General features: G+C 38.2%; 29 protein-coding genes. 17 read left to right on the top strand and 12 right to left on the bottom strand.

Annotated features, from left to right (window positions below; genetic code table 11):
* The 4 genes from JFL43_RS12780 (at window position 1) to JFL43_RS12765 (ending at window position 4,335) form a co-directional block, all read left to right on the top strand.
* Entirely contained in the window at window positions 1-1,059 is a 1,059-nt protein-coding gene (locus tag JFL43_RS12780) for an NAD(P)/FAD-dependent oxidoreductase (RefSeq protein ID WP_200749333.1), read from the top strand.
* A gap of 438 nt (window positions 1,060-1,497) precedes the next feature.
* Window positions 1,498-2,505 (top strand): ABC transporter substrate-binding protein, encoded by a 1,008-nt coding sequence (locus tag JFL43_RS12775; RefSeq protein WP_200749332.1) that lies wholly within the window; start codon window positions 1,498-1,500, stop codon window positions 2,503-2,505.
* A 17-nt stretch (window positions 2,506-2,522) separates the two neighbouring features.
* Window positions 2,523-3,545 (top strand): ABC transporter permease, encoded by a 1,023-nt coding sequence (locus JFL43_RS12770; RefSeq protein ID WP_200749331.1) that lies wholly within the window; start codon window positions 2,523-2,525, stop codon window positions 3,543-3,545.
* Window positions 3,538-4,335: an ABC transporter ATP-binding protein gene (locus tag JFL43_RS12765; protein WP_200749330.1), complete on the top strand. Its 798-nt coding sequence runs from the start codon at window positions 3,538-3,540 to the stop codon at window positions 4,333-4,335. The genes JFL43_RS12770 and JFL43_RS12765 overlap by 8 nt, the downstream gene beginning before the upstream one ends.
* A 180-nt stretch (window positions 4,336-4,515) precedes the next feature.
* Here JFL43_RS12765 and ilvA read toward each other — a convergent pair whose 3' ends face one another.
* Complete coding sequence (ilvA, locus tag JFL43_RS12760) at window positions 4,516-5,778, bottom strand: threonine ammonia-lyase IlvA (protein ID WP_200749329.1); 1,263 nt, start codon at window positions 5,776-5,778, stop codon at window positions 4,516-4,518.
* Window positions 5,779-5,945: 167 nt separating this feature from the next.
* Between ilvA and JFL43_RS12755 the strand changes: the two genes are divergently transcribed.
* Window positions 5,946-8,141: an ATP-dependent helicase gene (locus tag JFL43_RS12755; RefSeq protein WP_234447760.1), complete on the top strand. Its 2,196-nt coding sequence runs from the start codon at window positions 5,946-5,948 to the stop codon at window positions 8,139-8,141.
* Window positions 8,142-8,301: 160 nt separating this feature from the next.
* On the opposite strand, the gene JFL43_RS12750 is transcribed toward JFL43_RS12755, so the two are convergent.
* From JFL43_RS12750 to JFL43_RS12730, 5 genes are all read right to left on the bottom strand, one after another.
* Entirely contained in the window at window positions 8,302-9,657 is a 1,356-nt protein-coding gene (locus tag JFL43_RS12750) for a YjiH family protein (protein ID WP_200749328.1), read from the bottom strand.
* A 200-nt stretch (window positions 9,658-9,857) separates the two neighbouring features.
* Complete coding sequence (gene bshB2, locus JFL43_RS12745; RefSeq protein WP_200749327.1) at window positions 9,858-10,553, bottom strand: bacillithiol biosynthesis deacetylase BshB2; 696 nt, start codon at window positions 10,551-10,553, stop codon at window positions 9,858-9,860.
* A 16-nt stretch (window positions 10,554-10,569) separates the two neighbouring features.
* Window positions 10,570-10,920: a YojF family protein gene (locus tag JFL43_RS12740; protein WP_100794905.1), complete on the bottom strand. Its 351-nt coding sequence runs from the start codon at window positions 10,918-10,920 to the stop codon at window positions 10,570-10,572.
* Window positions 10,921-11,308: 388 nt separating this feature from the next.
* Window positions 11,309-12,142 (bottom strand): bifunctional hydroxymethylpyrimidine kinase/phosphomethylpyrimidine kinase, encoded by an 834-nt coding sequence (thiD, locus tag JFL43_RS12735; RefSeq protein WP_200749326.1) that lies wholly within the window; start codon window positions 12,140-12,142, stop codon window positions 11,309-11,311.
* 145 nt (window positions 12,143-12,287) lie between these two features.
* On the bottom strand, window positions 12,288-12,551 hold the full coding sequence (locus JFL43_RS12730) for a hypothetical protein (RefSeq protein ID WP_200749325.1): 264 nt from the start codon (window positions 12,549-12,551) through the stop codon (window positions 12,288-12,290).
* A gap of 191 nt (window positions 12,552-12,742) precedes the next feature.
* On the opposite strand from JFL43_RS12730, the gene JFL43_RS12725 reads away from it, so the two are divergent.
* The 5 genes from JFL43_RS12725 to JFL43_RS12705 all read left to right on the top strand — a co-directional run bounded on the left by JFL43_RS12725 (window position 12,743) and on the right by JFL43_RS12705 (window position 16,844).
* Window positions 12,743-13,489, top strand: coding sequence for a DUF4230 domain-containing protein (locus tag JFL43_RS12725; RefSeq protein ID WP_100794902.1), 747 nt, complete (start codon window positions 12,743-12,745; stop codon window positions 13,487-13,489).
* A 6-nt stretch (window positions 13,490-13,495) separates the two neighbouring features.
* Window positions 13,496-14,173: a uracil-DNA glycosylase gene (locus JFL43_RS12720; protein ID WP_200749324.1), complete on the top strand. Its 678-nt coding sequence runs from the start codon at window positions 13,496-13,498 to the stop codon at window positions 14,171-14,173.
* A gap of 792 nt (window positions 14,174-14,965) precedes the next feature.
* The gene (locus tag JFL43_RS12715; protein ID WP_200749323.1) at window positions 14,966-15,274 is read left to right on the top strand and encodes a YwdI family protein; all 309 of its coding nucleotides are present in this window, start codon (window positions 14,966-14,968) and stop codon (window positions 15,272-15,274) included.
* Window positions 15,275-15,295: 21 nt separating this feature from the next.
* Window positions 15,296-15,673 carry a DUF423 domain-containing protein gene (locus tag JFL43_RS12710; protein ID WP_200749322.1) on the top strand — a complete coding sequence of 126 codons (378 nt, stop codon included), beginning with the start codon at window positions 15,296-15,298 and terminating at the stop codon, window positions 15,671-15,673.
* 109 nt (window positions 15,674-15,782) lie between these two features.
* Window positions 15,783-16,844, top strand: a complete 1,062-nt coding sequence (locus JFL43_RS12705) for a beta-carotene 15,15'-monooxygenase (RefSeq protein ID WP_200749321.1) — start codon at window positions 15,783-15,785, stop codon at window positions 16,842-16,844.
* 43 nt (window positions 16,845-16,887) lie between these two features.
* Here JFL43_RS12705 and gerQ read toward each other — a convergent pair whose 3' ends face one another.
* Together gerQ and JFL43_RS12695 are read right to left on the bottom strand one after the other, a co-directional pair.
* Window positions 16,888-17,232 (bottom strand): spore coat protein GerQ, encoded by a 345-nt coding sequence (gene gerQ, locus JFL43_RS12700; protein WP_100794892.1) that lies wholly within the window; start codon window positions 17,230-17,232, stop codon window positions 16,888-16,890.
* Window positions 17,233-17,252: 20 nt separating this feature from the next.
* Window positions 17,253-17,672, bottom strand: a complete 420-nt coding sequence (locus JFL43_RS12695) for a cell wall hydrolase (RefSeq protein WP_200749320.1) — start codon at window positions 17,670-17,672, stop codon at window positions 17,253-17,255.
* A gap of 97 nt (window positions 17,673-17,769) precedes the next feature.
* On the opposite strand from JFL43_RS12695, the gene JFL43_RS12690 reads away from it, so the two are divergent.
* Window positions 17,770-18,237 carry a YbaK/EbsC family protein gene (locus JFL43_RS12690; RefSeq protein ID WP_234447759.1) on the top strand — a complete coding sequence of 156 codons (468 nt, stop codon included), beginning with the start codon at window positions 17,770-17,772 and terminating at the stop codon, window positions 18,235-18,237.
* Between the two features lie 45 nt (window positions 18,238-18,282).
* Window positions 18,283-19,044, top strand: a complete 762-nt coding sequence (locus JFL43_RS12685) for an HAD-IIB family hydrolase (protein ID WP_200749319.1) — start codon at window positions 18,283-18,285, stop codon at window positions 19,042-19,044.
* 83 nt (window positions 19,045-19,127) lie between these two features.
* Here the strand turns inward: JFL43_RS12685 and pnuC are convergent, their stop codons facing one another.
* Together pnuC and hemQ are read right to left on the bottom strand one after the other, a co-directional pair.
* Window positions 19,128-19,817: a nicotinamide riboside transporter PnuC gene (pnuC, locus tag JFL43_RS12680; RefSeq protein ID WP_200749318.1), complete on the bottom strand. Its 690-nt coding sequence runs from the start codon at window positions 19,815-19,817 to the stop codon at window positions 19,128-19,130.
* Between the two features lie 122 nt (window positions 19,818-19,939).
* Window positions 19,940-20,692 (bottom strand): hydrogen peroxide-dependent heme synthase, encoded by a 753-nt coding sequence (hemQ, locus tag JFL43_RS12675; protein WP_100794887.1) that lies wholly within the window; start codon window positions 20,690-20,692, stop codon window positions 19,940-19,942.
* Window positions 20,693-20,854: 162 nt separating this feature from the next.
* On the opposite strand from hemQ, the gene JFL43_RS12670 reads away from it, so the two are divergent.
* Complete coding sequence (locus tag JFL43_RS12670; RefSeq protein WP_200749317.1) at window positions 20,855-21,694, top strand: lipoate--protein ligase family protein; 840 nt, start codon at window positions 20,855-20,857, stop codon at window positions 21,692-21,694.
* A gap of 121 nt (window positions 21,695-21,815) precedes the next feature.
* Here JFL43_RS12670 and JFL43_RS12665 read toward each other — a convergent pair whose 3' ends face one another.
* Window positions 21,816-22,469, bottom strand: a complete 654-nt coding sequence (locus JFL43_RS12665) for an RsfA family transcriptional regulator (protein WP_200749316.1) — start codon at window positions 22,467-22,469, stop codon at window positions 21,816-21,818.
* Window positions 22,470-22,695: 226 nt separating this feature from the next.
* Here JFL43_RS12665 and JFL43_RS12660 point away from each other — a divergent pair, with 226 nt between their 5' ends.
* From JFL43_RS12660 to JFL43_RS12650, 3 genes are all read left to right on the top strand, one after another.
* Window positions 22,696-22,932 carry a DUF1450 domain-containing protein gene (locus JFL43_RS12660; protein WP_200749315.1) on the top strand — a complete coding sequence of 79 codons (237 nt, stop codon included), beginning with the start codon at window positions 22,696-22,698 and terminating at the stop codon, window positions 22,930-22,932.
* 378 nt (window positions 22,933-23,310) lie between these two features.
* Entirely contained in the window at window positions 23,311-24,609 is a 1,299-nt protein-coding gene (locus tag JFL43_RS12655) for an HD domain-containing protein (RefSeq protein WP_200749314.1), read from the top strand.
* Window positions 24,610-24,634: 25 nt separating this feature from the next.
* On the top strand, window positions 24,635-25,141 hold the full coding sequence (locus JFL43_RS12650; protein WP_100794882.1) for a YwgA family protein: 507 nt from the start codon (window positions 24,635-24,637) through the stop codon (window positions 25,139-25,141).
* 77 nt (window positions 25,142-25,218) lie between these two features.
* Here the strand turns inward: JFL43_RS12650 and JFL43_RS12645 are convergent, their stop codons facing one another.
* The gene (locus JFL43_RS12645; RefSeq protein ID WP_200749313.1) at window positions 25,219-25,404 is read right to left on the bottom strand and encodes a 2-hydroxymuconate tautomerase; all 186 of its coding nucleotides are present in this window, start codon (window positions 25,402-25,404) and stop codon (window positions 25,219-25,221) included.
* A gap of 67 nt (window positions 25,405-25,471) precedes the next feature.
* Between JFL43_RS12645 and JFL43_RS12640 the strand changes: the two genes are divergently transcribed.
* On the top strand, window positions 25,472-25,987 hold the full coding sequence (locus JFL43_RS12640) for a YwhD family protein (RefSeq protein WP_200749312.1): 516 nt from the start codon (window positions 25,472-25,474) through the stop codon (window positions 25,985-25,987).
* The last annotated feature ends 91 nt before the right edge of the window (window positions 25,988-26,078 follow it).

Here is a 26,078-nt window from a genome sequence, read left to right as displayed (position 1 = left end):
ATGAATTCAGAACAATTGTATGACGTAACAATTATTGGTGGCGGACCAGCAGGACTTTTTTCAGCTTTCTATAGTGGTCTAAGAGAAATGAAAACAAAAATTATTGAGTACCAAACTTATTTAGGTGGAAAAGTGCATGTGTATCCAGAAAAAATGATTTGGGATATAGGTGGTCTAACACCTGTTACGGGAGAACGACTGATTGAACAATTGATTCAGCAGGGAATGACTTTTGAGCCTGAGGTTGTATTGGGGGAAAAAGTGACGTCGATCAACAAAGGTGAAGATGGAAACTTTATTGTTCAGACATCTTCGAACCAAAAACACTTTTCAAAAACAGTAATTTTAGCTGTTGGGGGCGGTATTTTAAAGCCAACAAAATTGGAAATCGAAGGTGCTGAACGTTTTGAGGTTTCAAACTTGCATTATACGGTAAAATCACTTTCACGTTTCCAAGGTAAAACAGTATTGATTTCGGGAGGCGGAAATGCCGCTGTAGACTGGGCAAATGAATTGGAGCCGATTGCGAAAAAAGTCTATTTGACTTACCGAAAGGACATGTTAAAAGGGCATGAAGCAGAGGTATCTCGGCTATTTAATAGTTCTGTTGAATGCTTATTGAATACATCAATTGAAAAACTAATTGCGTCAAGTAGTCACGAAAGTATTGAAAAAGTCGAGTTGCTCAGCATTGAAGATGGCAATATTATCCAACTACCTGTTGATGAAGTAATTATTAATCACGGTTATGAAAGAGATAAAGAGCTAACATCAAATAGTGGATTAAATATTGAAATGGCAAATGAGTATAGTATTGCGGGTAGTCCTTTAAGTGAAACGTCTGTAGAGGGTCTATATGCAGCAGGAGATATTTTGAATCATGAAGGAAAGCTACATTTAATTGCCGGAGCATTTCAAGATGCAGCAAATGCAGTGAATAAAGCGAAGCAATACGTAATACCAGATGCATATGAATATGGAATGGTCTCATCACATAATGAGATTTTCAAAGAAAAGAATAGAGAATTAGTAAAACATTTATATGCAGCAAAAAACTAACTAATTGTGTAAATGGTATAGCAATGCTATAGAAAAGTACCATGTTCTGAAACAATTTTATTTGTTTTTGAGCCTGGTACTTTTTGTTTTTATAGCTTGGCTTCAAGGTGAGTTCTATTACTCTTCGAAAAAAATGGGTAGGAAACTTTACCGTCTTAGTCAAATTAATTTATGAAAAGTTCTAATTGAAATTAGATAATAGTGTAGAACATTTTGTGGAATAAAAACAATTCACAAAATGTTCACATATATATAAAGTGCGTAAAAGCGTTGAGATTCAACGGTTCAACGCGTTGAAGTGATAAAGATGTGTTATTTTGAGTTTACTGAATATTCATAATGTTGTTGACGGTTGTTTTTTCAAACTGTAATATAACAATAATTATAGTTACGGTAGAAAAATAGAAGTGATGATGATTCAAATAGGGGGCTTTTTATATGAAGAAAGGTTACAAAAAGGTTATATTTTTACTTTTTGCAGCAATGCTTGTATTAGCAGCTTGTGGCAGTAAAGATAAAGGAGATTCTCCGGAAACAAGCAATGCCGGATCTAGTTCATCAGATGAGAAGACATACAAAATTGGTATTTCTCAATACGTTGAACATCCATCATTAAACGCAGCAACAGAGGGCTTTAAAAAAGCACTTGAAGATAGCGGCCTTAAAGTAGAATATAAAATTGAAAATGCACAAGGCGATTCAAGTGTAAATACTACTGTAGCAAACAACTTAGTAGCTGGCGGTGTGGATTTAATCTTCGCTAACGCAACGCCAAGTGCCCAAGCAGTTGCAGCTGCAACTACTGAAATTCCAGTTCTTTTCACATCAGTAACAGATGCAGTAGGAGCAGAACTTGTCACATCGATGGAAGCTCCAGGTGGTAACGTAACGGGTACAGTTGATACACATCCAGAGGCCATTCCAAACACAGTGAAATTTTTGGCTGAAGAACTTGGTACTAAAAAATTGGGTATGGTCTTCAATTCAGGAGAGCAAAATTCACGTGCACAAGTGGATATCGTAAAGGCAGAAGCTAAAAAAGTAGGTATTGAAGTAGTAGAAGCATCTGTTTCAACATCAGCAGAAGTAAAACAAGCAACGGAATCATTAGTTGGTAAAGTAGATTCTATTTACATTATCACTGACAATACTGTTGTTACAGCACTTGAGTCAGTACTAGATGTTGCAAACGATAAGAAAATTCCTGTAATGGTTGGAGAGCTAGATTCAGTTGAACGTGGTGGGCTAGGTGCTTTCGGTTTTGAATATACGGATATCGGTTATGAAGCCGGTGAAATGGCGGTAAAAATCTTAAAAAATGGTGCAAAATCAGAGGATATTGCAGTGGCATATCCTAAAAACTTAAAATTCAAAATCAACAAGAAGACAGCTGAACAAATTGGCATAGACATTAAAGACGGATGGAAAGCAGAAGTAGTCGAATAGATAGGAGATGATTCTACATGTTTACAGCAATCTTTGGCTCGGTTGAGCAAGGGATCATCTATGCAATTATGGCGCTCGGAGTGTACCTTACATTCCGAGTTTTGGATTTCCCTGATTTAACAGTGGACGGTAGTTTTGTAACAGGTGCTGCAACAGCGGCAACTTTAATTGTACTAGGCTATCATCCGGCATTAGCGACGGCTGCTGCAATTGTCGCTGGTTTCTTAGCGGGATGTATGACGGGAATATTGCATACAAAGGCGAAAATTAATCCTCTATTGTCAGGAATTTTAATGATGATTGCTCTTTATTCCATCAATTTACGTATTATGGGAACAACGACTGAAACAGCAATTGGGCGTCCAAATGTGCCGCTTTCAAACGTCGATTCACTGTTCACGATTTTCTTTGGTTGGTGGGGTAATCTAGGCATTGATACAGCATTTAATAATGTATTGGCAAGCATCGGTATTGATAATATGCCAAAAACATGGGGCACATTATTTATCATGATCATCGTAACTTTTTCCATCAAAATTATTTTCGACAGGTTCTTAAAAACAGAAGTCGGTTTAGCTATTCGTGCAACAGGGGATAATGACAAAATGATCCGTAGCTTCTCGGCAAATACAGATACCTTAATCATTTTAGGCCTTGGTATTTCAAATGCACTGGTCGCATTATCAGGTGCTTTAATTGCACAATATACAAAATTTGCAGATGTTAGTATGGGGATCGGGATGATTGTCATTGGCTTAGCATCCGTTATTATCGGAGAAGCTATTCTGGGAACGAAAACCATTGTCCGTACGACTTTAGCTGTTATTGTCGGTGCGATTATTTATCGTATCGTTATCGCCATCGCACTCCGCGTGGATTTCCTAGATACAGGTGATATGAAACTGATTACAGCATTAATTGTTGTCGTGGCATTAATTTTACCGAAATTCCTTGAAAAACATAAGGAACGTACGCGCAAGGCAAAACGCCGTGCAGAACATAAAGTTGCTAGTGGACAGGAGGCGAAACATCTTGCTTAAATTAGATGGGATTAATAAAATCTTCAACGAAGCAACGCCAGATGAAAAAATAGCCTTGGACCAAATTAATTTAGATTTAAAAGCAGGCGATTTTGTCACAGTGATTGGTAGTAATGGTGCTGGAAAGTCAACGATGATGAATATGATTTCAGGCGCTTTAACACCTGATTTTGGTACTGTAGAGATAGATGGTAAAAACGTGACAAAATATGCGGAATATAAGCGTTCGCAATTTATAGGCCGTGTTTTCCAAGATCCAATGGCCGGTACTGCGCCAGCTATGACAATTGAGGAAAACTTAGCGATTGCTTATTCACGCAATAAAAGTCGAGGATTACGAATCGGAGTCGATAAGAAGCGTCGTGAATTGTTCCGTGAATCATTGGAATCATTACATCTCAATTTGGAAAATCGTTTAACGGCTAAAGTAGGCTTGCTATCAGGTGGGGAACGTCAAGCGTTATCACTATTAATGGCCACATTCACGAAGCCATCGATTTTGCTATTGGATGAGCATACAGCTGCCCTTGATCCATCACGTGCAGAACTTATTACGAAATTAACGAAGCAGCTCGTTGATAAGGATAATCTAACAACACTTATGGTTACCCATAATATGCAGCAAGCGCTTGATCTTGGTAACCGCCTCATAATGATGGATAAAGGCCAAATCATTTTAGAAGTTGAGCCAGAAGCGAAAAAAGACTTAACGATCGCCGATTTAATGGACGCCTTCCAACGAATCCGCGGTGAAAAACTTGTATCAGATCGAACATTATTAAGCGTTTAATAAGTAGAAAAAGAAAAGCTGGAGCCTCTATGGGGAGCTTCAGCTTTTTGAAATTATAGCCTTAAATAATGGAGAGCAATGAAGAAGGGGAATTTCAAAGTTTCTCATCTCAATAGTGTAAAGCATGGCAATAAAAAAAGGAATCTTCCAAAGAAGGAGAATTCCTTTTTTTATTTTAAATTATACTAATAAAGCAAATAACGTACTATCATTATTCACTTCTTTAAATGAGAAGCCATTCTGTTTCAAACGTACAAGCAAGCCTGCATAATCTTCAGGGCGTTTTATCTCAATGCCGACAAGTGCTGGGCCACTTTCTTTATTGTTTTTCTTCGTATATTCGAATGTTGTAATATCATCATCTGGTCCAAGTACGTCGCCTAGGAACTGACGGAGAGCTCCTGCACGTTGTGGAAAATTGACGATAAAATAGTATAGTAAGCCTTCATGAATCAAAGATTTCTCTTTTATTTCTTGCATACGACCGATATCGTTGTTACCACCACTAATAATACAAACAACGGATTTACCTTTGATTTGATTTTGATAGTAGTCAAGTGCGGCTACTGGCAAAGCACCAGCAGGCTCTGCAATAATAGCGTGCTTATTATATAAACTAAGAATTGTCGTACAAACTTTACCTTCAGGAACAGATACAATATCATCAATGTATTTTTTACAAATCTCATATGTGTTTTCGCCAACGCGCTGTACAGCTGCACCGTCAACGAACTTTTCGATATGGTCTAATGAGACAGGGCCACCATTAGCAAAAGCTGCTTTCATACTCGCAGCACCACCTGGCTCAACACCAATGATTTTAGTCTGAGGGGAAAGGTTTTTAATATAGGAAGATACCCCAGCGATCAAGCCGCCCCCACCAATACTACCAAATACATAGTCAATCGGCTCTTCAATATCATTCATCACTTCAACGGCAACCGTACCTTGACCAGCGATTACATCTATATCATCGAATGGGTGAATGAAAATATGCTCTTCAGCTTTTGAAAATGCCTGCGCACTTTTGGCAGAATCATCAAAAGTATCGCCTGATAAAATAACCTCAACAAATTCACGTCCGAACATTTTCACTTGCTCGATTTTTTGTGAAGGTGTAGTAGTAGGCATGAAAATATGGCCACGAATGCCTAAATGGGCACAAGCGTAAGCAACACCTTGTGCGTGGTTACCGGCACTTGCGCAAACAATACCTTTTTCACGCGCATCATTTTCAATGCTCTTAATTTTATAGTAAGCACCTCGTAGTTTAAATGAACGAACATGTTGTAAGTCTTCACGTTTTAAATAAACGGTACAGCTATATTTTTCGGATAAATAGTCATTTTTTTGCAATGGTGTGTGAGCAACAACATCTTTTAAAAATTGATAGGCAATTAGTACATTTTCCACCTGAACGGTCTTTACATCTGATACTGTCATAATTATTCATCTAACCTCCGATTCCTTAAATTGCATTTATTTATTTTAACATATTATACATGCTGAATGGACTAAATATTGAGTTAATTCTAAATGTTTCGTAATTTTGTGTTTAAGCGGGCAAAAAAGCGTTTCCAACTAGCTTAAGCTATAATAGAAGCAACAGTATGAATGAACGGAAAGGATTACGAATAGACATGAACTTCTTCGAAAAAATGCAACAACATACGGGCGTTTCCTTAAATGACGTGCAAAAACAGGCAGTCCGTTATTCAGATGGGCCTTTATTATTATTAGCATCGCCCGGCTCTGGAAAAACGACGACATTGAATATGAAAATTGGCTATTTACTATTAGTAAAGAAAGTTCCCGCACAAGCGATCCTTGCAATTACATTCAGTAAAGCCTCCGCACAAGATATGGCGCAGCGCTTCGATCAATTCTTCGGTAAACTTACCCATGAGAAAGTACATTTCTCTACAATTCATAGCTTTTCTTTCCAAGTAGTGCGTGAATACTTTGCAAAGCAACATCTAACATTTCAACTGGTTGAAGGGGGCAATGATGTACCTCTTCATAAGAAGATGATACTGCGTAATATATTCACAGAAATGAAAAATACAAACCCAACCGAAGATGAAATGGACGAGCTCCTCACCTACATTAGCTATGTGAAAAATCGCATGCTTTCTAGTGAGCAGCTGGGCTCTGTGAAATCATCCATCTCAGGCATTTCTGATATGTACAAAGCGTATGAGCAATTCAAAACACAGAACCCGCAGCATCTGCTCCTTGATTTTGATGATATGCTCACATACTGCTTGAGGATTTTACAAGATGACGAGCAAATTCGAACGAAATATCAGCATCGTTTTGAGTATATTTTGACTGATGAGAGCCAGGATAATTCCGTGATACAGCATGATATCATTACTCTATTAGCTAAGCCACAAAATAATCTTTGTGTCGTAGCAGACGATGACCAATCGATCTTCATGTGGCGTGGCTCAGACGTCCAGAAGCTATTAGAGTTTGAAAAAAATTATCCTCAAGCTAAAATTCTAACAATGACACAAAACTATCGCTCTACACCAGAAATCGTAAAAACAGCCAATGACTTCATTAAACGTAACCCAAAGCGCTACGCTAAGGAAATGTTCACGGAAAATCCTGCCGGTAAGCCCATTGAAATTCATAATATGCAGCGCTATGAACTACAGCTTAACTATGTGGTTCAAGAAATTGAAAAGAGCAGTAACCCGCAAGAAACAGCCATCTTATATCGTAATAATTCTTCGGCAATCCGTTTAGTGGATAAGTTAAATAAAGCAGGTTTACCATTTTATATGAAGGACGTAGATTTGAAGTTTTTCCGCCATTGGATTGTAGAAGATATGCTAAACTTTATGCGCCTTTCTTATAACGATACACGCGTAGATATTCTAGAAAAAGTGCATACGAAAATGAATGCCTATATTACGAAAAAACAAATGGTTTATTTGAAAAATAATAATAACCAAACATCAGTCTTTGACCAACTCCAGGAGGTTAGACATGCAGATTACCAGGAGCAGGCATTGAAAAAAACAAAGCAATTAATTAAAAAGATAAACATACTAGATCCAGAAGAAGCGATAAAAATCATTCGTAAAAACCTCGGTTATGAAAAATCTATTCGCAACACGGCAGAACATTTAGGATTCAATGAGGAAGGCTTATTAGGTGTACTCAATCAGCTAGAGCATATTGCGGTCGGTCTGCCAAATCTTGAAGCGTTCGCAAAGCGGCTAAAAGAATTAGAAGAAATTATGAAAACGTCCTGGTCAAACAAAGGGCGTGATGTTGTCACTTTATCTACTTTGCATAGCGCAAAGGGATTAGAGTATGACAACGTATATATGATTGATCTCGTAGATGGAATTATCCCTTCAAAGGATGATTTAAAGCAGCAGGATGAGGATAATAACGAGCCTATTGAGGAAGCAGTACGGCTTTTTTATGTAGGGATGACTCGAGCTCGCAAGCATTTGGAGCTACTCACCTATCATTTAAAGGACGATGAACATGTAGCGGAATCCTTGTTTTTAAAAAGTGTCCATCGTTTAGTGAAAGGGAAATCATTAGTGAAAAAGGAAACTAGTTTTCGGGAAAGTAAACACGCCCGAGATATTCCCGTAAATGCCATTACTAAAAAAGAAGATTTGCAGCTAAATAGCAATGTAGAACATCATGTGTTTGGTAAAGGAGAAATACTAGAGGTGAGTGGACAAGCCATTGGTGTCGAATTTGAATCTGTAGGTTATAAGAAATTTATGATTGATGTTTGCCTAAAGCAAGGGTTCCTTTGTCATATAGAAGAATAAGTATCTATTGCCAGCTGTAAAGGAACTACCTTATTTAAAAGTGTAACAAAAAAAGAACGTTATTAACGTATTCAGAATGGGTGTTTCTGAATACGAATGGTAGTTACTTTAAAAATAAAGAAGGGCAATCTTTTAAATAAGACTGCCCTTCTTTATTTGATTAAAAGATTAAATGTCCAATACCAGCGATAATTGGTAAAGAGATCAATGTACGCAATAAGAAAATAATGATCAACTCGAAAAAGTTAAGCGGGATTTTCGTACCAAGAATTAAGCCACCAACTTCAGACATGTAGATCAATTGAGAAACAGAAACACCAGCGATGACAAAGCGTGTCAAATCTGATTCAATACCAGCACCTATAATAGTTGGTAGGAACATATCAGCAAATCCTACAACCATTGTTTGTGCAGCTTCGGAAGCTTCTGGTAAACCGAGTACTGTTAAAATTGGTTCAAATGGTTTTCCTAAGAAAGTAAAGACACCAGTGAATTCAGCAAGCATTAAAGCAATTGTACCAAATGCCATTACGATAGGTGCAACACCGAACCACATATCTAAAACATTTTTGAAGCCATCAACAAAGAATTTGCTGAATTTACGGTTACGCTCAGCGGTCTTCAACGCATTTTCTAAACCATGAGTGAACATATTATATCCTTTAGGTAATTTCTCGCGTTCTAAATCAATCTCTTGTCCATTAATATACGTATTCTTTTTCTTAGAAAGTGGATAAATACGAGGCATGATAAATGCCAATACCAAACCACAAAGCACAACAGAACCGTAAAACGGGATGAAATATCGACCTAAATCAACTGCATCAATAACGACGATACAGAATGTAATTGATACGATTGAAAAGGAAGTTGCAATAATCGAAGCTTCCTTTTGCGTATAATTGCCTTCTTCATATTGTCTATTTGTTAAAAGTACACCGATTGTACCGTCACCAATCCAAGAGGCTAATGCATCGATTGAAGAACGTCCTGGAATTTTGAATAATGGACGCATGATTTTAACCATCATTGTACCGAAGAATTCAAGTAAGCCAAATTCAGTTAAGAATGGTAATAGTAAACCTGCGAATAGGAAAATTGTGAATAGGAATGTAACAAGGCCATCATCAGGATTCATTAACAAGCCACCGGTGCCCTCATTACGAATTGCGCTAGGACCAAAATCCATGACAACCATTAACCCAAAGATAAAGCCTAGTACACGTGTAATTGTCCAAAACCAGTTTACACGGAAAATACCATCGAACATAGTTGGTTTTTTAGGATCTTTTTGCGGGATAAACTGATAGGCAACGGAACCTAATGCTGCAATCAAAAAGATAAAAATAGTAAACCAAGAAATAAAGGAAACCACTGAACCGGCAAGTAAATTTGCCAAAATTGCGATAGGAACCTTCCAGCCATCAGCTGTTTTTATTGGCGTCATAAATAAGAATACCCCGATAATTGAAGGGATTATAAACAATAGCCAAGTAGATACAGGGAATTTTTTCATTTTATATTAAATACCTCATTTTTTATTTGAATATTTATTCATCATAAAGAGTTTACATTCATATGTAAATAGTTTGGACAAAAGTCATACTTTTCAGATAATAATGAGCGTGAAATTTTATAGAGTACTGGTTTATTGGAAAATAAAACTTTCCTTGCAATCTTTCTTTAAAAGAAAGCAAGAAAAATAATTTTATCTTTTTAAAATTGCTCTTCAAAATCTTCATGCCAGCGATATTTGAAAAAGCGTTCGAAAGTTAACCAATTTTCAGCTTCTGGTTCCCCAGCAGCAAGGCGCTTTTCATTTTCTTCAAGCATCCAAGCAGTTTGAGAAATATGGGCACGCAAAGCGCCAATTTTTTGCTCACGTACTTCACGAATATCATTGACAATATCCGCTTCACCAAGACCTTCACCTGTATTGTTCGCAAATGCCACGCCATGTAACTTCGGACGTCGTTCTTCAGGCAAACGGCGAACAGCACGTACAACAGCACGAGCAGTTGCTTCGTGATCAGGGTGTACGGCATAGTTTGGATAGAATGTGATGATTAACGAAGGATTCAATTCTTCGATCAAGTTGGTCATCATTTGAACCATTTTCTCGTCGTCTTCGAATTCTACTGTTTTATCGCGTAATCCCATCATGCGCAAATCTGTAACGCCCATTGCATCGCATGCAGCCTGCAATTCTTTTTTACGGACTAAAGGTAAAGATTCACGTGTCGCAAATGCGGGATTCCCAAGATTACGTCCCATTTCGCCAAGTGTTAAGCATGCATATGTGACAGGTGTACCTTGATTGACATAAGTTGAGATGGTGCCAGAAACACCAAATGCTTCATCATCAGGGTGGGGGAATACGACAAGTACATGTCGTTCAGGTTGTAGTGCCATCTGAATCACTCCTTAATTAATAAGTAAATGGTGTTTTGCTAATTTCAAGTGCCACTGCTAATTTGCCGTCATAATCATGTCCAGCCATTAACAAGCGGTTTTGTTCGTCTATTTCATAGTGAGTGATGCCTTGTGCATAAACCCAACCATGAGCCAGTTTCAAACCAACGCGATGAGGAGCATCTGCTGTAACTTTACCCAATTCATATTGGAGTTTTATGTTACGGATAAATGCACCAGCGTTGAATACTTTTTCATTAAAATGAGAGGCATAAGCCCCGTTCGTCGTCTCTAAATGTATATAAACATCTTTATTCGCAAAGGAATTAAGAAGTTGCTGAAGCTTTTCTATTTGTACAATTTCCAATTAAATTCTCCTTCCAACAGCTAGCAATCTATTCTTTAGTATAGAGAAAAATTTGCATGAATGCGATTGGAAAGCTCAAAATACAAATTTTATTTACACATATTGTCGAATTTAATTGGCAGATAACTTTCTAACATTAAAAGGACATATACCTTAGGAAAAGTAACAATCGTAGTATGTTCGTCGATTGTTACTGTGTTTAAAAGAGTATGAATGTATTAAAGGTGGTTTGTTTAATATGGACAGCCTGTTTATACAAAAAGTAATGTGTTTTCTGCATAAAGAACTGTTGTCCCAACATAAATTTGTAGACATCGTTAGAATTCAGTCAATTTCCTTCAAAAAAACCTCCGCAATGAGTAAATTACGAAGGTTATGTTGCTGAATATTAAACTTCAGTAGAAGTGATTGTAGGAGCACCGTAAACGCCTTTTGCACCGTGCATAACAGGACCTACGAATTGGTTTAGTTTCCAACCGTGTTCAATTGCAGCAGCAACGAATTCTTTTGCTTCGAAAACAGCTTCTTTAACAGTTAGACCGTTTGCAAGATTAGCTGTTACAGCAGCTGCGAAAGTACAACCAGCACCGTGGTTATAAGTAGTATCCACTTTATCAGCTTCAAGCAGGATAAATTTTTCGCCATCTGAGAATAGGTCAACAGCTTTTTCATGTTGCAACGCTTTACCGCCTTTAATGACTACATTTTTAGCGCCAAGTGCATGGATTTTTTGTGCAGCGACTTTCATTTCTTCGATAGATTTTGGTGTACCTGTACCAGCAAGTTGTCCAGCTTCGAAAAGGTTCGGAGTTGTAACAAGTGCATGTGGTAGAAGGTATTTGATCATAGCATCTACGTTTCCTGGATTCAACACTTCATCTTCACCTTTACAAACCATCACAGGGTCGATGACAACATTTGTTGTACCAGATTTTGCAATCGCTTCACCAGTCACCTGAATAGCTTCTGCAGTTGAAATCATACCTGTTTTTAAAGCGTCAATGCCTGTTGATAAAGTCGTTTTTAATTGAGCTTGCAGCACATCGATTGGTAAAGTATATACGCCATGAGACCAGTTGTTATCTGGATCCATTGTAGCGACAACAGTCACTGCACACATACCGTAAGTGCCGTGCTCTTGAAAAGTTTTTAAATCAGCTTGTAAACCCGCACCGCCAGAAGCGTCAGTACCGGCAATTGTTAACGTTTTTTTTAGTGACATTGAAAAAGACTCCTTTAGTAAAAAAATATATTTAATTAAACTTTCTGAAAATGAAAAATGTAATGGAATATTTCTATTATAACGAAATAACTGGTTAGAATGAAATGGTCAAAAAACATCTTTTTGATATGGTCAGTTTATAAGGCTATTTTGGTAATTGATCAGCACTAATAATTCTTCGCACGACAATAATTCCACTAATACAAAGGATTCCCACAATACAAGCAACTATGTAATGCTCTTTTTGAATAAAACCAATTGCTAAAAATAGTAAAAGTAAAATAATTAATGCAAAAAATACATAGAAACAACCGATGCCAAATGATTTTGCCTGCTCCGGAACATGTTGTCCACTTTCCGCTGTATTCGCAATCTTTTTCACCTTTTCTCGCCACTGAAAATCAGCCATTTCACCAACTCCTTTCCACTATAGTACTCGAATATCATATTAAACTAAATTGCCTGTATCCACTAAATCCAATTGGCTTTATTAAAAGTGTAGAAACTTCCATAATAGGTAAGAACATAGTAGAATTATGTCGAATTAGATTTTTGGGAATAGTTAATTCCTTTTTAGATTATATAGAAAGAGGGATGAGGATGGTTCCGAATAAAAAAATACAAGAGCTAGAGAAGATATTACAAGAATTAAAATTAGAAGAGCAAAGCGCAACGATTCTTGAATCGACAGAGCCGATGAATTTTAGAAAGTTAAGGAAAAAAGGTAACATGCGTAATTTTTTTACTCAGTGGTACGTATGGGCAACGATAATTGTGCTCGCAATTGCATTTATATTGCCGTTTGCAACAATGAGCTTAATTAAAGGCAGCACTTTTACAGAAAGTAAAGGTTCTATTGTTGAACGTATTCAAAATTTAAATGAGCTGACAACAGCAGAGGCTCATACAAAAGTAATGATCGAACGCTCTGACAATAAAATCTTCGGCCAAGAAATCGGTTTGAATTTACCTGGTACGAAAAGAGATTTACTCGTTGTCATTCCCGGCGGTGTGAAAGCAGGAGTCGATTTCTCTACAATTACAGAAGCAGATATTAAGCTAAATGAAGAAAAGAAAACGGCGACAATTACATTGCCTGGAGCAAAAATTTTGGGAGAGCCGACAATTGATTTTGACAATGTGCAAGTCTTTTCAAATGAAGGTCTTTTCCGTGAAAAGGCCGATATTAGTGAAGCCTATGAACTTGCAAATGAAGCAAAAAAACAAATTCTTGAAGAAGCAACAACTCAAGGCGTATTAAATACAGCAAAGAAAAATGTCCAGAGCTCTGTATCTGACATGTTTGCACTTGTTGGCTATAAAGTAAAGGTTGAATTTAAGGAGTAGAAACTAATGACGAAGCAAATTTTCAATAATGATTGGGAACACGTACTAAAAGCCGAATTTGAAAAGCCCTACTATTTACAGTTACGTGAATTTTTAAAGCATGAATATGCAACAGAGACAATATATCCACCAATGGATGATATGTGGAGTGCTTTCCGCCATACGCCATATGCCAATGTAAAAGTGGTTATATTAGGCCAGGATCCTTATCACGGAGCAGGCCAGGCGCATGGCATGAGCTTTTCCGTGAAATGTGGCGTGAAGCATCCACCAAGTTTGCAAAATATGCTGAAGGAAATGCAATCGGACCTAGGTTTCGCAATACCAGAGGACGGTACACTAACAAAATGGGCAGAGCAAGGCGTGCTTATGTTAAACACCGTCTTAACAGTGCGCGAAGGACAAGCCCATTCGCATAGAAAACAAGGCTGGGAGCAGTTCACAGATACGGTCATTCAAAAATTATCAGAACGCGAGCAACCAGTCATATTCGTACTTTGGGGCAAACCTGCACAACAGAAAAAACGTCTCATCGATACGAACCTCCACGCCATTATAGAAGCACCACATCCAAGCCCACTTAGTTCATATCGCGGTTTTTTTGGTAGCAAGCCTTACTCTAAAATCAACACGCAGCTTAAAGAGTGGGGAGTAGCACCAATTGATTTTGATTTGACGAAGTAATGATTTGAGAGACCGCTCTTTTGAAAGAAGAGCGGTCTTTTGGTTTGGAGAGATATCGGTTTTTGAGCGTAAATAACGGCTGAGCTGAGTCATAGAAGAAGGAGCCTGAGTCATCCCAGCTGAGCTCTGAGTCATAGAAGAAGGAGCGAGTCATAAAAGCTGAGCCCTGAGTCATAGAAGAAGGAGCCTGAGGTATAAAAGCTGAGCTGAGTCATAGAAGAAGGAGCGAGTCATAAAAGCTGAGCGCTGAGTCATAGAAGAAGGAGCGAGAGTCATAAAAGCTGAGCTGGGCGTCATAGAAGAAGGAGCGAGTCATAAAAGCTGAGCGCTGAGTCATAGAAGAAGGAGCGAGAGTCATAAAAGCTGAGCTGGGCGTCATAGAAGAAGGAGCGAGTCATAAAAGCTGAGCCCTGAGTCATAGAAGAAGAAGCCTGAGTCATAAAAGCTGAGCTGAGTCATAGAAGAAGGAGTCTGAGTCATCCCAGCTGAGCTGAGTCATAGAAGAAAGAGCACCCAGTCATCGCAGCTAACCGGACGGCCTCTGCATTAAAGTCAAAAACCCGTCACTTTATGGTTTGTTATAATCATGGTAAAGTGAAGTATGAAGAGGGGGAGCGTCATGCAAGAGAGTTGTTTTAAATGTAGGCATTTCTTTGTTACTTGGGATCAACGGAGTCCAAGAGGGTGTCGCGCATATCAATTCAAAAGTAGGGAGCTACCGTCCGTAATTGTAAAGAAGTCGTCAGGTCTTGATTGTTTGAGATTTGAACCGAAACAGGGAGGAACCGCCAAATGATTTCGCATGAAATGATTGTTGCTGAAATTGACAAGCATATGGTGCAGGCTAAGCAAGCACAAAATGAGCAGGAGATTCGTGAAGCACTTTCTGCGGTTCGCGCATTATGTGATGTGGTGCTAGCTAAATCAGCAGGGTTTGCCACGGCGCCGTCGAAATCGCTTGGTAAGCCAATGAACGAGGCATTACAGATTCAAAGTACTGATTCACAACAACCGCTGATGCTAACACAAATGCCGTCTTCCTTGACTACTAATAAGCTTGAAGAAGAGGACGCTAACGGTGACTCAATTTTTGATTTTTAGAAAAGGATGTGTCAAAGGGATATGAAATTCTTCATTATTTCAGGTGCGGTAAACGCATTTTTGGCAGTTGCATTAGGCGCATTTGGTGCGCATGCACTTAAGGAGAAATTATCAGATCACTATGCAACAGTATGGGATACAGCTGTACAATATCAAATGTTCCATGCAATAGGTTTAATCGCAATTGGTATATTAATGAGCTCCTCATTAATCGGACCTGTTGCTCAATTATCCCGCGCTGGTTATTTAATGCTTGCGGGTATCGTATTTTTTGCAGGAAGCTTATACGTTTTATGCTTAACAGGTGTCGGCGTTTTAGGAGCTATTACACCAATTGGTGGCGTGTTATTCTTAGCTGCTTGGGTTATGGTTATTCTTGCAGCACTTAAACTTGCTTAGTTTTAAAAGAAATCCTACTTGTTTACCGGGTAGGATTTTTTAGTAAAGGTTGATATGTTTTTGAAAGTATATGTTTTCTTTTTTTGTAAAATAAAAAAGAGGTGATGAAATGGTAGCAACAGAAAGAGATTTGAAAAGCTATATTTGGATGGCGTTACTTGTACTTGTCCTTTCTACGAACTTTGCATTATATCGCACGCCATTGTCGGGAATTATTTTGCAAGAGGAGACTAAAGCTGTTATTCTTGGAAGTCTTTTAGATTTAGCAATTGTTATACCGTTATTAATCCTCGCAATTGATCGAAAAAACAAATTTACTATAAAGCGCTTTATTATGCTGATGGCTGGTGGATTGATTTTCGCAAAGTTATTAATTCCAGCGCATCATCTTGAACCATTTGTAGCATTCTCTTATGTAGGATTTGCTATTGAAGGCTCCGTAGTTTTATTGGAGTTGAGTTTGATAGGTTTACTTTTCATACTTATGCCAGCGGTCATGCGAGAAGTACGTACGTATGATGAAGACTTATTATTTGCCTTCCCAAAGGCGGTACAACAAAAAGTATCTAAGAAACGAATCGTGCAGATGATTGTTTCTGATTTACTTATGTATTACTACGCCTTTGCTTCATGGAAAAAGCCTATTCCAGTAGCATCCAACACCTTTACTTTACATAAAAAATCCAGTCTACTCGCATTTCAAATTATGCTTATACATGCTATCGTGATCGAAACAATCGGTATCCACTGGTGGCTCCACGAAAAATCAATGGTACTGTCAATTATCTTACTGGTTTTGAATGTGTACACCGTTATCTTTTTCCTTGGAGATATCCAGGCAGTACGTTTGAATCCAGTACGTCTGAAAGAACAGAAACTATATTTATCTTTAGGCTTAGCAAAGCAGATGGAGCTTTCGATAGATGACATTGAATCAATTACGATAGATCAAGAAGAGCTTGAAAAAAAGCTTGATTCTAAAACAGCGATTGAATTCGTTGCAAGAGATTTTGAAGTCGTGCACCCACATGTCATTTTAGAACTGAAAAAACCTTGTACAGCATCTATTTTGTTAGGGTTTAAAAAGCAATATTCACGTGTTGCGATTCGTTTAGATGACCCAGCAACTTTTAAACAAGCCCTTCAACAACATTTGCAAGTTGAAAAGTAAACGATAAAACCCTTCCACTAAAATGGAAGGGTTTTATCATTTATTAAGGTCGATTTTGATCAAAGTAATTTAACGGTTCGTCAAATTCAGCATAATCAAAGTAAATCATCGGGAAGAGAAATCGGTGATTCGTTCTGAGATCACTTAAAATGACATGATCGCGCCCAGCCGCCTCCACGACACCGCGTACATTAAGCGTGTTTTCGCCACCATTTACTTTATGCTCAAACGAAAAGTGAAAATTCCCCGGCTTCCCACGATTTAATCGCAAAATATTTTCGATATAAGATTCCTCTCGTGGTAGACCACCCGGTGGTCTACCACTCGGAATTGTCATCTGGGGAGGAGTCATTTGTTGGTAGTTCGGTGTCCAATAGTACTGGACCATTCATTCATCCTTTCTAACAGTTAAATTTGTGGACAGTCACTTTCTGTTGGAGAGAAGAAACAATGCGATTTAAAGCGTCCTGTATTCCACTGACCATACCACTGTGCAGGACAAGCACCTTCAGGCATGAAAAACCATAGCGAGCGCGAAGCTGGGTGAAATCTTTCGCCATTAATCACTCTGCGTGCTAAACGTTTATCTTGTTCACGTGCCCGTTGATAAAAATAACCCTTAATCGTTGCTTCAAACCCACCTGGTCGTTGAAAAACCATTTGCTCAAGTGTTCGAATATCATTGAAGTCAAGGCAGCTAGCAATTACCCGGTTTACCCCAACATTGCCAACCATCAGCATGCCAAGTTCACCGTCACCTTCTGCCTCAGCTCGCATTAATCTTGCTAGTAATTCTAATTGCTTTTCCGTCGATTGTACGACAGGCATCGTAAAACCTCCTCTTTAAAATATATGCACTATTATGAAAATAAGACCGGTAATTCATGTATAATGAAAAAAATATCTATTTTAGGAGATGTATTCAATGAAAGAAAGCGCACTTGCAATTCAAACGACATTACAATCATTAGGTTTTGAAAATCAAGTAGTAGAGTTACCAGATAGCACGCGCACTGCCCAAGAAGCGGCAGATGCTATTGGCTGTACTGTTGCCCAAATTGCAAAATCAATCATTTTTCGTATGAAAAATACTAATGCGCCACTTTTAGTTGTTGCAAGTGGTAGTAATCGTATAAATGAGAAGCTAATTGCCAAAGTTGTAGAAGACAAGCTCGGTAAGGCGGATGCAGATTTCGTACGTGAGCATACAGGCTTTGTCATCGGCGGAGTTGCGCCAATTGGACATACATCGGAAATTGTTACGTTGATTGATGAAGATCTTTTTCAACATGATACAATTTGGGCAGCGGCGGGTCATCCAAAAGCTGTGTTTCAACTGACAGCAGATGAGCTCGTACAGCTCACAGACGGCAAAATTGTCGCAGTAAAATAACAAGAGGACAAAACTCACGAACCCTCAGAGAAAGAAGTGTCACACATGTATTTTGTTTTCGATTTGGATGGTACGATTTGCTTTAAAGGCCAACCAGTCACAGAACCCATTTTACAAAGCTTGGAGCAGCTAACAGCAAGCGGCCATGAAGTCGTCTTTGCTTCCGCACGTCCAATTCGTGATTTATTGCCAGTGCTAGATAAAAGATTTCACGGCTACAAAATGGTTGGTGGCAACGGTTCACTTATTTGTCAGAATGGGAATATTAAACAGGTAGCGGAGTTTAGCTTCATGATATTAGTACAGCTAAAAGCAATATTAGAAAAATACCGCGCTACATATTTAATTGATGGAGACTGGGATTATGCCTACACAGGCCCTGCAGATCACCCGATTTTAAACAATCTCAATCCTCATAATTTGGCAGAGAAGAAGCCACTAGAAAGACTAAACTCTATCGTCAAAGTACTCATTTTAACTTCGTATAATATGGATGCACTTTATGAAGAATTGAAGCCGCTAGATATTATTATTCATTTACACAAGGATGAAGGGGTTCTAGACATTAGCCCAACAGGTATTCATAAATGGAGCGCTTTGAAGCAACTATGTATTCCTCAAGGTAGCTATATCGCATTTGGTAATGATACGAATGATATCTCTATGTTCAAGCACGCCCATCATGCCGTCATGATCGGTCATCATGATATGCTTGCACCTTATTCTGATGAGACTATTTCAAATGATTTTAATGTTGAACAACAGATTATTGAGAAAATAGCAGAATTCAACGTGCGTTATGCGTGATATTTTAAAAATAAAACGTTTTTCGATTAAAAATGCACACTAAAAAAGTGAGCTCTTTTAAATATAGAGCTCACTTTTACAATTTATTTTACTTCTGAAAGCTGTTGCCCCTTCGACATTTTAATCCAGTTATAGTAGCCAAAGACCGAGTTGAAGAGGAAGGCGATCCACATGACAAGCATACTCCAATCATTCCCGCCTGATTGTGTTAATGTAACAACCCACAGCACTACAGATAAAGCATTGACGACAATCCACATAATCCATTGCTCAGCATAGCGCTTGATCATTAGGAACTGTGCAATAATCGATAATACTACAGCCATGGAGTCAATCCGAACTTGTTGCGCATTAATTAATGACAACAATTCTGCGTAAATCAGAGAAGCTACGATACTAATTGTAATAACCGTAATCCATCCCTTTTTAGTTAAACGTTTTACTTCAACATCTTCTCCAATAACATCATCTTTTACTTTATGTTTGTTCCACATATAAAGTCCGATAAATTGAATAGGAAAGTAAAATAGCCCATTTAACATGGCCTCTCCATACAATCCATATGTATACGAAATATAAGCATATGTAGATGTTTGAATCATACCGAAATAGTAGTTTGACATCTTCCCTTTTGCTACTAATACAACACAAAGCATTCCTGTAATTGAACTGATTAACCCTAATAGAGTATCATCCCAAGCAAAAAATAGATAAATATTAATAAGGGTAAAGCTGGTTAACCATAATTTTTCAAATAAAGTCCAATCTTTCATAATGCCCTCCAAATGTTATTTTTCACAAAGTATACACATAAATATTACAAGTGTAAATACACATAGTGCAATAAAAAAAGTAAGCTCTTTAAAATAAAGGGCTTACTTTTTTGGAATTGAGATTAAACAGATAGAAGTTTCACTAATTTTTCGTTGTCTAAAATATTACCAACGAAGAACGCGCCGAACTCAGCATAACGAGCACTTACTTCATCAAAACGCATTTCATATATTAGTTTTTTGAATTGTAACACGTCTTCAGCAAATAGAGTAACGCCCCATTCGTGATCGTCGAAACCGACAGAACCAGAGATGATTTGTTTTACTTTACCCGCATAGCTACGACCGATTAAGCCATGGCTGCGCATTAACTCTTTACGCTCATCCATTGGTAACATATACCAGTTGGCACCTTCTTGACGGCGTTTATCCATTGGGTAGAAACAAATATGATTCCAACGTGGTAATTCAGGATATAAACGAGAGCGTACATGTGGATTTTGGTAAGGATCTTCGTCAGATTCTTTACCTGCTAAATAGTTTGAAAGCTCAACAACTGAAACGTAAGAGTAAGAAGGAATTGTGAACTCAGCAATTGCTAGTTTGTTAAATTCTGTCTCAAGTTCTTGTAATTCTTCCATTGTTTCGCGTAATGTCATAAGCACGAAATCTGCTTTTTGACCAACGATTGAGTAGAAAGCATGGCTTCCTGTCTTCGCAATGTCAGCTTCGTTAATTTTTTCTAGATATTTGATGAATTCATCAATCGTTTCTTGGCGTTCTTCTGCAGAAATTAGTTTCCAAGAAGCCCAGTCGATTGAACGGAAATCATGTAATACGTACCAACCATCTAATGTTTGTGCTGCTTCGATCATTGTTATGGACACTCCTTTTAGTGAGAATCATTCACGATAAGTTTAGCATAAAAAGGATGATTAAGTCTCTTTCTTACTTGAAAGTCACGAATTTGACATGAGAAGTTTGACCGATTCGTGTATGCTAATGAAGAAAACCATTTTAGGCCAGGAGAATGAAAAATGTTAGCATACTTACAGCAAAAAATATGGCGTTTTTGGGATCAATCCGTTAGCGGGATAGGACATTCACCATTAGAATCATTCGCAGCTGACGACACACTTTGCCAGTTAGTTGGTCAAGACCTATCACCAGCAACAGTCCGCACATGGGTGCATGATAATTCAGTTGTACTTGGCATTCAAGATCATCGCTTACCTCATATTACAGAAGGCATGGCATTTTTATCAGCTAAAGGCTTTACGCCAATTGTTCGAAATTCAGGTGGGCTTGCTGTTGTGTTAGATCCCGGTGTTTTAAATATTTCTATTGTGTTGTCTGAACAACAATCAAGAATCGATATTAATACAGGTTACGATGTGATGGTCGAGCTCATCAAAGCATTATTTCCAAAAGCAGCTGAGCATATTGAAGCATATGAAATCGTCGGTTCTTACTGCCCAGGCTCATATGATCTCAGCATTGGTGGTAAAAAATTTGCAGGCATTTCACAACGCAGATTACGCCAAGGTATCGCTGTGCAAATCTATCTATGTATAGAAGGCAGCGGATCAGAGCGTGCAAATTTAATAAGAGAGTTCTATGAAGTCGGTTTGAAAGGTGAGACGACGAAATTTACCTATCCACAAGTACGCCCAGAAGTAATGGCCTCATTATCAGAGCTACTAGATGAAAAGTGGACAGTTCAACAGACGGTTATAGATTTACAAAGATTATTAATGGGACTTAGCGATGAACTTAAGATTGGATCATTGCAACAAAATGAGATGGAACTTTATAGTTTCTATTTGAATCGTGTTTTTGAACGTAATAAGAAAATGCTAGGAAATGAAAAGAATTAAAAAGTAAACCCGACTCTCAAGAGAGTCGGGTTTACTTTTGGTTTAAGGGTATTTGAGATTGAGCTATGAATCAGTAGTGTGAAAGAGTGTATGGGTAGCGCCACTCACTCAGAATCTCCACCTAATTCATAGGAGGCTCTTTCACAACTAAATTGCCATTGCGCTCCATAGTGAAAACTGGAGCAATATGCTCTTCCTCTTCATCTAGCGTAATCATACGGCGAGCGCGATTCATGATTTGTGCGAATTGCTCGTAATCTTTACGCATGTGGCGATTCTCCTTCTCTAGCTTCTCGAAATCGGCCTCTAAGCGTGCTACTTTTTCATTTGCAACATGCGCTAAATGGCGCCATCTCGTTGTCTCGGAATCGTTACCACTGCCCATATGCTGCAAACGCATTAAATAGGCAATGACAATATCGAGTGATAGCGATGATAGTGGAATGGAACGCTGTTGCTCGACAGGGCCAGTACTTTCACCCGCTCCACTATTAGGAAGTAGATAGATTCCTGTATTACGACGGCGTACAGTTTGCCCAAAAACGCGCATGCGCTCCTTGCGTTCCTTTTTTGCCTCTGCTAATTCATTTTCATAGATTTTTCGTACGACTGCATTCCAACGAAATCCACATGCAGCTGCAGTACGGTTTAATGCATCTCCAGCTTCTTCAAAGGCATTTAATTGTGTGCTACCTTCTTTTACGTGACGAATGACTGCTTCTGCTAATAATTCATCGTTTTCTTTTAACCAAGCATCTTGTCTGATTTTTACCATTTTATAACCTCCTACAATGTTGATAGTGTCAGCGTGCACACTTTCTCTATTTTTTATTCACAAACTTGCAAAATATTATGCTAGGTGTTGTGGCGCTTACTTTGCAGAGGTATAGTTTGTGAGTGTATGTGGCATGAAGTTCTATAATCCGCTTGAATGACTAGCTGTAAATGCGATACAATGACTGTTAGAATTCATACTTAGATATAGAAAGGGTTGTAGACAGATGGCAAACGAATTTCGAGTTTGCGATGAATGTCAGGCCGTTCATTTAAAAACATTAATTCCGAAATTAAAAGAAATCGATGCTGATGCTTCAGTCAATATCGCATGTCAGTCATATTGTGGTCCAGGACGTAAGAAAACGTTCGCATTCGTCAATAACCGCCCATGTGCTGCTTTAACAGAAGATGAATTAATGGAAAAGGTACGCGCCAAATTAAAATCACAGAATCGACTATAAAAGTCGTTTAATATGTTGATATGACAATCATTAGTAAAAAAATGTAACAAAACTTTCGGCTTATTAGCTCGGCAATTAGTTCATAATCTTACTAATTTCTTGACTAGAAGTCCGACTTTTGCCGCCTTTTCGAAAGGTGGTTTTTTCATTTATACTAAAAAGATGAACTTCATCGATAAGAGAGTGTGGAATCGCAATTTTCTTGTTATTTAGTGAGGAAAATCATGAGTAGTAGGTCGTTATATTTAATAGACTACGTATAAAAAGTAGTTGCCTGACATTCAAATATTGTGAGCTTTAGATTTGACTATTCTAAACATTAGTAAGAGCCATATATATTCAACTGAAAAATATGATCATCGGAAGTGGGGTGCCTTTATGAGTTACGCGACAGCAAAGCTAGAGGAAGAAAAGGTATTTAAAGACCCTGTTCATCGTTACGTGCACGTGCGAGATCAGGTTATTTGGGATTTAGTCGGAACAAGAGAATTTCAGAGATTACGCCGTATTAAGCAACTCGGTACAACTTATTTAGTTTTCCACGGGGCCGAGCATAGTCGATTTAATCACTCGCTTGGTGTCTATGAAATTGTCCGTAGAATGGTCGATGATGTGTTCAAAGGTAGACCAGAATGGGACGAAAGTGAACGACTTGTCGTTCTTTGTGCTGCATTGCTACACGATTTAGGGCATGGTCCGTTTTCACATGCATTTGAACATGTTTTTGACCTAGATCACGAAGAATATACACGCCATATTATTATGGGCGATACCGAGGTCAATGAAGTGCTGCGTCGCGTAGCATCCGATTTCCCACAAAAGGTTTCGAATGTTATTGCAAAAACGTATGTTAATAAACAAGTTGTCAGTATGATTTCGAGTCAAATCGATGCTGATCGTATGGATTATTTACAGCGGGATGCCTATTATACAGGTGTTAGTTATGGCCATTTTGATATGGAGCGTATTTTACGCGTTATGCGTCCACGTGAAGATCAAGTTGTTATCAAATCTAGTGGAATGCATGCGATAGAGGACTATATTATGAGTCGCTATCAAATGTATTGGCAAGTTTATTTTCATCCTGTTTCACGCAGTGCCGAAGTAATTTTGACGAAAATTTTACATCGTGCGAAAGCATTAAGTGAAAAAGGTTATACATTTTTACATGAGCCGACACATTTTCGTGCATTTTTCGTTGGGGAGATTAAACTTGAAGATTATCTTGCGCTTGATGAAAGTATTTTGTTGACGTACTTTCAATTGTGGATGCAAGAAACGGATCCCATTTTAAGCGATTTAAGCCGTCGATTTGTGAACCGTAAATTGTTTAATTATGTAGAAATTGACCCTGCTAAAGATTACCAGAAACTACGTGAGCTTGAGGAGTTATTCCGTAAGGCTGGTATAGATCCTACTTATTATTTAGTACTCGACTCCTCTTCAGATTTACCGTACGATTTTTATCGTCCTGGTGAGGAAGAGGAACGTTTGCCCATTCATTTATTAATGCCGAATGATGAAATTCGTGAGTTATCAAGATCGTCGGACGTTGTGGATGCCATATCTGGAAAACGTCGAACAGACCATAAATTATATTTCCCAGAAGATATTTTACAAGAAAGCGGTAAGAAAAAATTACTCAGAAAACAAATATTAGATATATTAAAAGGTTAGTAACCGCTCGGAAGGAGATTGAAAAGTGCTAGAAGAACACGCAAAAGTCGTACAATTTGTGTCGTTAGCAGGACAAGTCACTGGTCGCAAAAAATTACAGAAGATGGTCTATATCGCAAAGAAAATGCAATTCCCGTTCCAAGAAAAATACCAATTCCACATATATGGGCCTTACTCAGAGGAGCTTACATTACGAATAGAGGAGCTTTGTAATATGGGCTTTTTATCAGAAGAGAAGGAAGATAAAGGATCTTACGTTCAATATCGCTATGCAGTGACGGATGAGGGGACAAGCTTTTCCTCTATGCTTAGCAAGCAATGTGACAAGCTACCAACTGTTATCGAACTGATGAATGACAAAAGTGCGCGCTTTTTAGAGCTTGTGTCAACGCTACTTTACTTTGATGAGCTTTCAAAAGAAGAACGTATTGAAAAGGTACATGTTGTAAAGGGAAAGCTGAATTTCACAGAAGAAGAAATGTCGGATGCTTTTGAATTTATTGCGCAGCTAGAGCAACAATCGATTAACTAAAGATCCTCAGTATGGTGTTTTTTCGTACAAAAAAAGCTATCCCAAAGCGAGACAGCCGATCAGGCAAACGTATGTAATTATTGATCGCTCTTACGTACGCCACCAATAGCGAAGTGTGCTTTTTGCATTTCTTCAATGATAATTGTGATGTTTTCTTTTGGTGCGTCTACAGATTCGGTAATTGCAGCGGTTACTTTCTCTACTAAATTGCGTTTTTGATCGTCAGTGCGACCTTCAATCATTTTTATTGTAACTACAGGCATAAAGAGCCCTCCTCATTTAAAATATAGTGTATATTCGTTATAATAACAGAACGGAGGGATTATGCGAATGACTAATGAAGAAAAACCGAAACAAAAATTAGGCTTTACGATAATAAAAAACGATCCAACTGATGGCCATAAAGGATTTGGCATAGGTTCTTTAACACTTGAAAACGTTTCGCCAGTCATCATTGACATCGAGGAAAAAAAAGCAACAGTTGAAGTTGGCGCAATGCACGCTCGTAGTGATATTGAGCGCGGCATTAAATTTACGACGAATCGAGAAGATTCAGCAGGTGGCAAACGATATTGGCTAGTATGGGTCACAATCGATCATAAAGAAGAAGGCGCGTATTTTGCAGGTGTAACAGCTTGTGAGATGATTGTCAATAGAGAAAAACGACGCGGCTATAAAATTTTAGCTGACCATGTCAATAAAATGGATAAATCAATGAAACGACATATCATTGTGGACCATATGGATGACGAGTCAAAACAAGTGTTAGGCGAGTTTTTACACAGCTTCAACGAGGAAATATGGACTCGTAGTACAGAACAATTGCATAAAGAATTAAACTTCTAATATTTTGCAAATCATTGAACAAAGTGTGACATTTCGAAGCAGTCTCAATCCATGGTTGAAACTAACATTGAAAGGAAGTACACTTTAACTA

This window comes from Viridibacillus soli (assembly GCF_016612995.1).
GTDB lineage: Bacteria > Bacillota > Bacilli > Bacillales_A > Planococcaceae > Viridibacillus > Viridibacillus soli.
Note: the sequence above shows the minus strand (reverse complement) of the source record. Positions and strands in the feature narration are given on the sequence as shown.

Excerpts from the sequence above, each read along its gene's own strand:
- JFL43_RS12665 (WP_200749316.1), bottom strand. The coding sequence starts at position 22,469 with ATGGTAAAAATCAGACAAGATGCTTGGTTAAAAGAAAACGATGAATTA.
- JFL43_RS12710 (WP_200749322.1), top strand. The coding sequence starts at position 15,296 with ATGAAATTCTTCATTATTTCAGGTGCGGTAAACGCATTTTTGGCAGTT.
- JFL43_RS12755 (WP_234447760.1), top strand. The coding sequence starts at position 5,946 with ATGAATGAACGGAAAGGATTACGAATAGACATGAACTTCTTCGAAAAA.
- JFL43_RS12640 (WP_200749312.1), top strand. The coding sequence starts at position 25,472 with ATGACTAATGAAGAAAAACCGAAACAAAAATTAGGCTTTACGATAATA.
- JFL43_RS12685 (WP_200749319.1), top strand. The coding sequence starts at position 18,283 with ATGTATTTTGTTTTCGATTTGGATGGTACGATTTGCTTTAAAGGCCAA.
- gerQ (WP_100794892.1), bottom strand. The coding sequence starts at position 17,232 with ATGGTCCAGTACTATTGGACACCGAACTACCAACAAATGACTCCTCCC.
- JFL43_RS12645 (WP_200749313.1), bottom strand. The coding sequence starts at position 25,404 with ATGCCTGTAGTTACAATAAAAATGATTGAAGGTCGCACTGACGATCAA.
- hemQ (WP_100794887.1), bottom strand. The coding sequence starts at position 20,692 with ATGATCGAAGCAGCACAAACATTAGATGGTTGGTACGTATTACATGAT.
- JFL43_RS12725 (WP_100794902.1), top strand. The coding sequence starts at position 12,743 with ATGGTTCCGAATAAAAAAATACAAGAGCTAGAGAAGATATTACAAGAA.
- JFL43_RS12720 (WP_200749324.1), top strand. The coding sequence starts at position 13,496 with ATGACGAAGCAAATTTTCAATAATGATTGGGAACACGTACTAAAAGCC.
- JFL43_RS12705 (WP_200749321.1), top strand. The coding sequence starts at position 15,783 with ATGGTAGCAACAGAAAGAGATTTGAAAAGCTATATTTGGATGGCGTTA.
- JFL43_RS12660 (WP_200749315.1), top strand. The coding sequence starts at position 22,696 with ATGGCAAACGAATTTCGAGTTTGCGATGAATGTCAGGCCGTTCATTTA.
- pnuC (WP_200749318.1), bottom strand. The coding sequence starts at position 19,817 with ATGAAAGATTGGACTTTATTTGAAAAATTATGGTTAACCAGCTTTACC.
- JFL43_RS12770 (WP_200749331.1), top strand. The coding sequence starts at position 2,523 with ATGTTTACAGCAATCTTTGGCTCGGTTGAGCAAGGGATCATCTATGCA.
- bshB2 (WP_200749327.1), bottom strand. The coding sequence starts at position 10,553 with ATGGCACTACAACCTGAACGACATGTACTTGTCGTATTCCCCCACCCT.
- JFL43_RS12750 (WP_200749328.1), bottom strand. The coding sequence starts at position 9,657 with ATGAAAAAATTCCCTGTATCTACTTGGCTATTGTTTATAATCCCTTCA.
- JFL43_RS12670 (WP_200749317.1), top strand. The coding sequence starts at position 20,855 with ATGTTAGCATACTTACAGCAAAAAATATGGCGTTTTTGGGATCAATCC.
- JFL43_RS12695 (WP_200749320.1), bottom strand. The coding sequence starts at position 17,672 with ATGCCTGTCGTACAATCGACGGAAAAGCAATTAGAATTACTAGCAAGA.
- JFL43_RS12690 (WP_234447759.1), top strand. The coding sequence starts at position 17,770 with ATGAAAGAAAGCGCACTTGCAATTCAAACGACATTACAATCATTAGGT.
- JFL43_RS12780 (WP_200749333.1), top strand. The coding sequence starts at position 1 with ATGAATTCAGAACAATTGTATGACGTAACAATTATTGGTGGCGGACCA.
- JFL43_RS12715 (WP_200749323.1), top strand. The coding sequence starts at position 14,966 with ATGATTTCGCATGAAATGATTGTTGCTGAAATTGACAAGCATATGGTG.
- thiD (WP_200749326.1), bottom strand. The coding sequence starts at position 12,142 with ATGTCACTAAAAAAAACGTTAACAATTGCCGGTACTGACGCTTCTGGC.
- JFL43_RS12775 (WP_200749332.1), top strand. The coding sequence starts at position 1,498 with ATGAAGAAAGGTTACAAAAAGGTTATATTTTTACTTTTTGCAGCAATG.
- JFL43_RS12655 (WP_200749314.1), top strand. The coding sequence starts at position 23,311 with ATGAGTTACGCGACAGCAAAGCTAGAGGAAGAAAAGGTATTTAAAGAC.
- ilvA (WP_200749329.1), bottom strand. The coding sequence starts at position 5,778 with ATGACAGTATCAGATGTAAAGACCGTTCAGGTGGAAAATGTACTAATT.
- JFL43_RS12730 (WP_200749325.1), bottom strand. The coding sequence starts at position 12,551 with ATGGCTGATTTTCAGTGGCGAGAAAAGGTGAAAAAGATTGCGAATACA.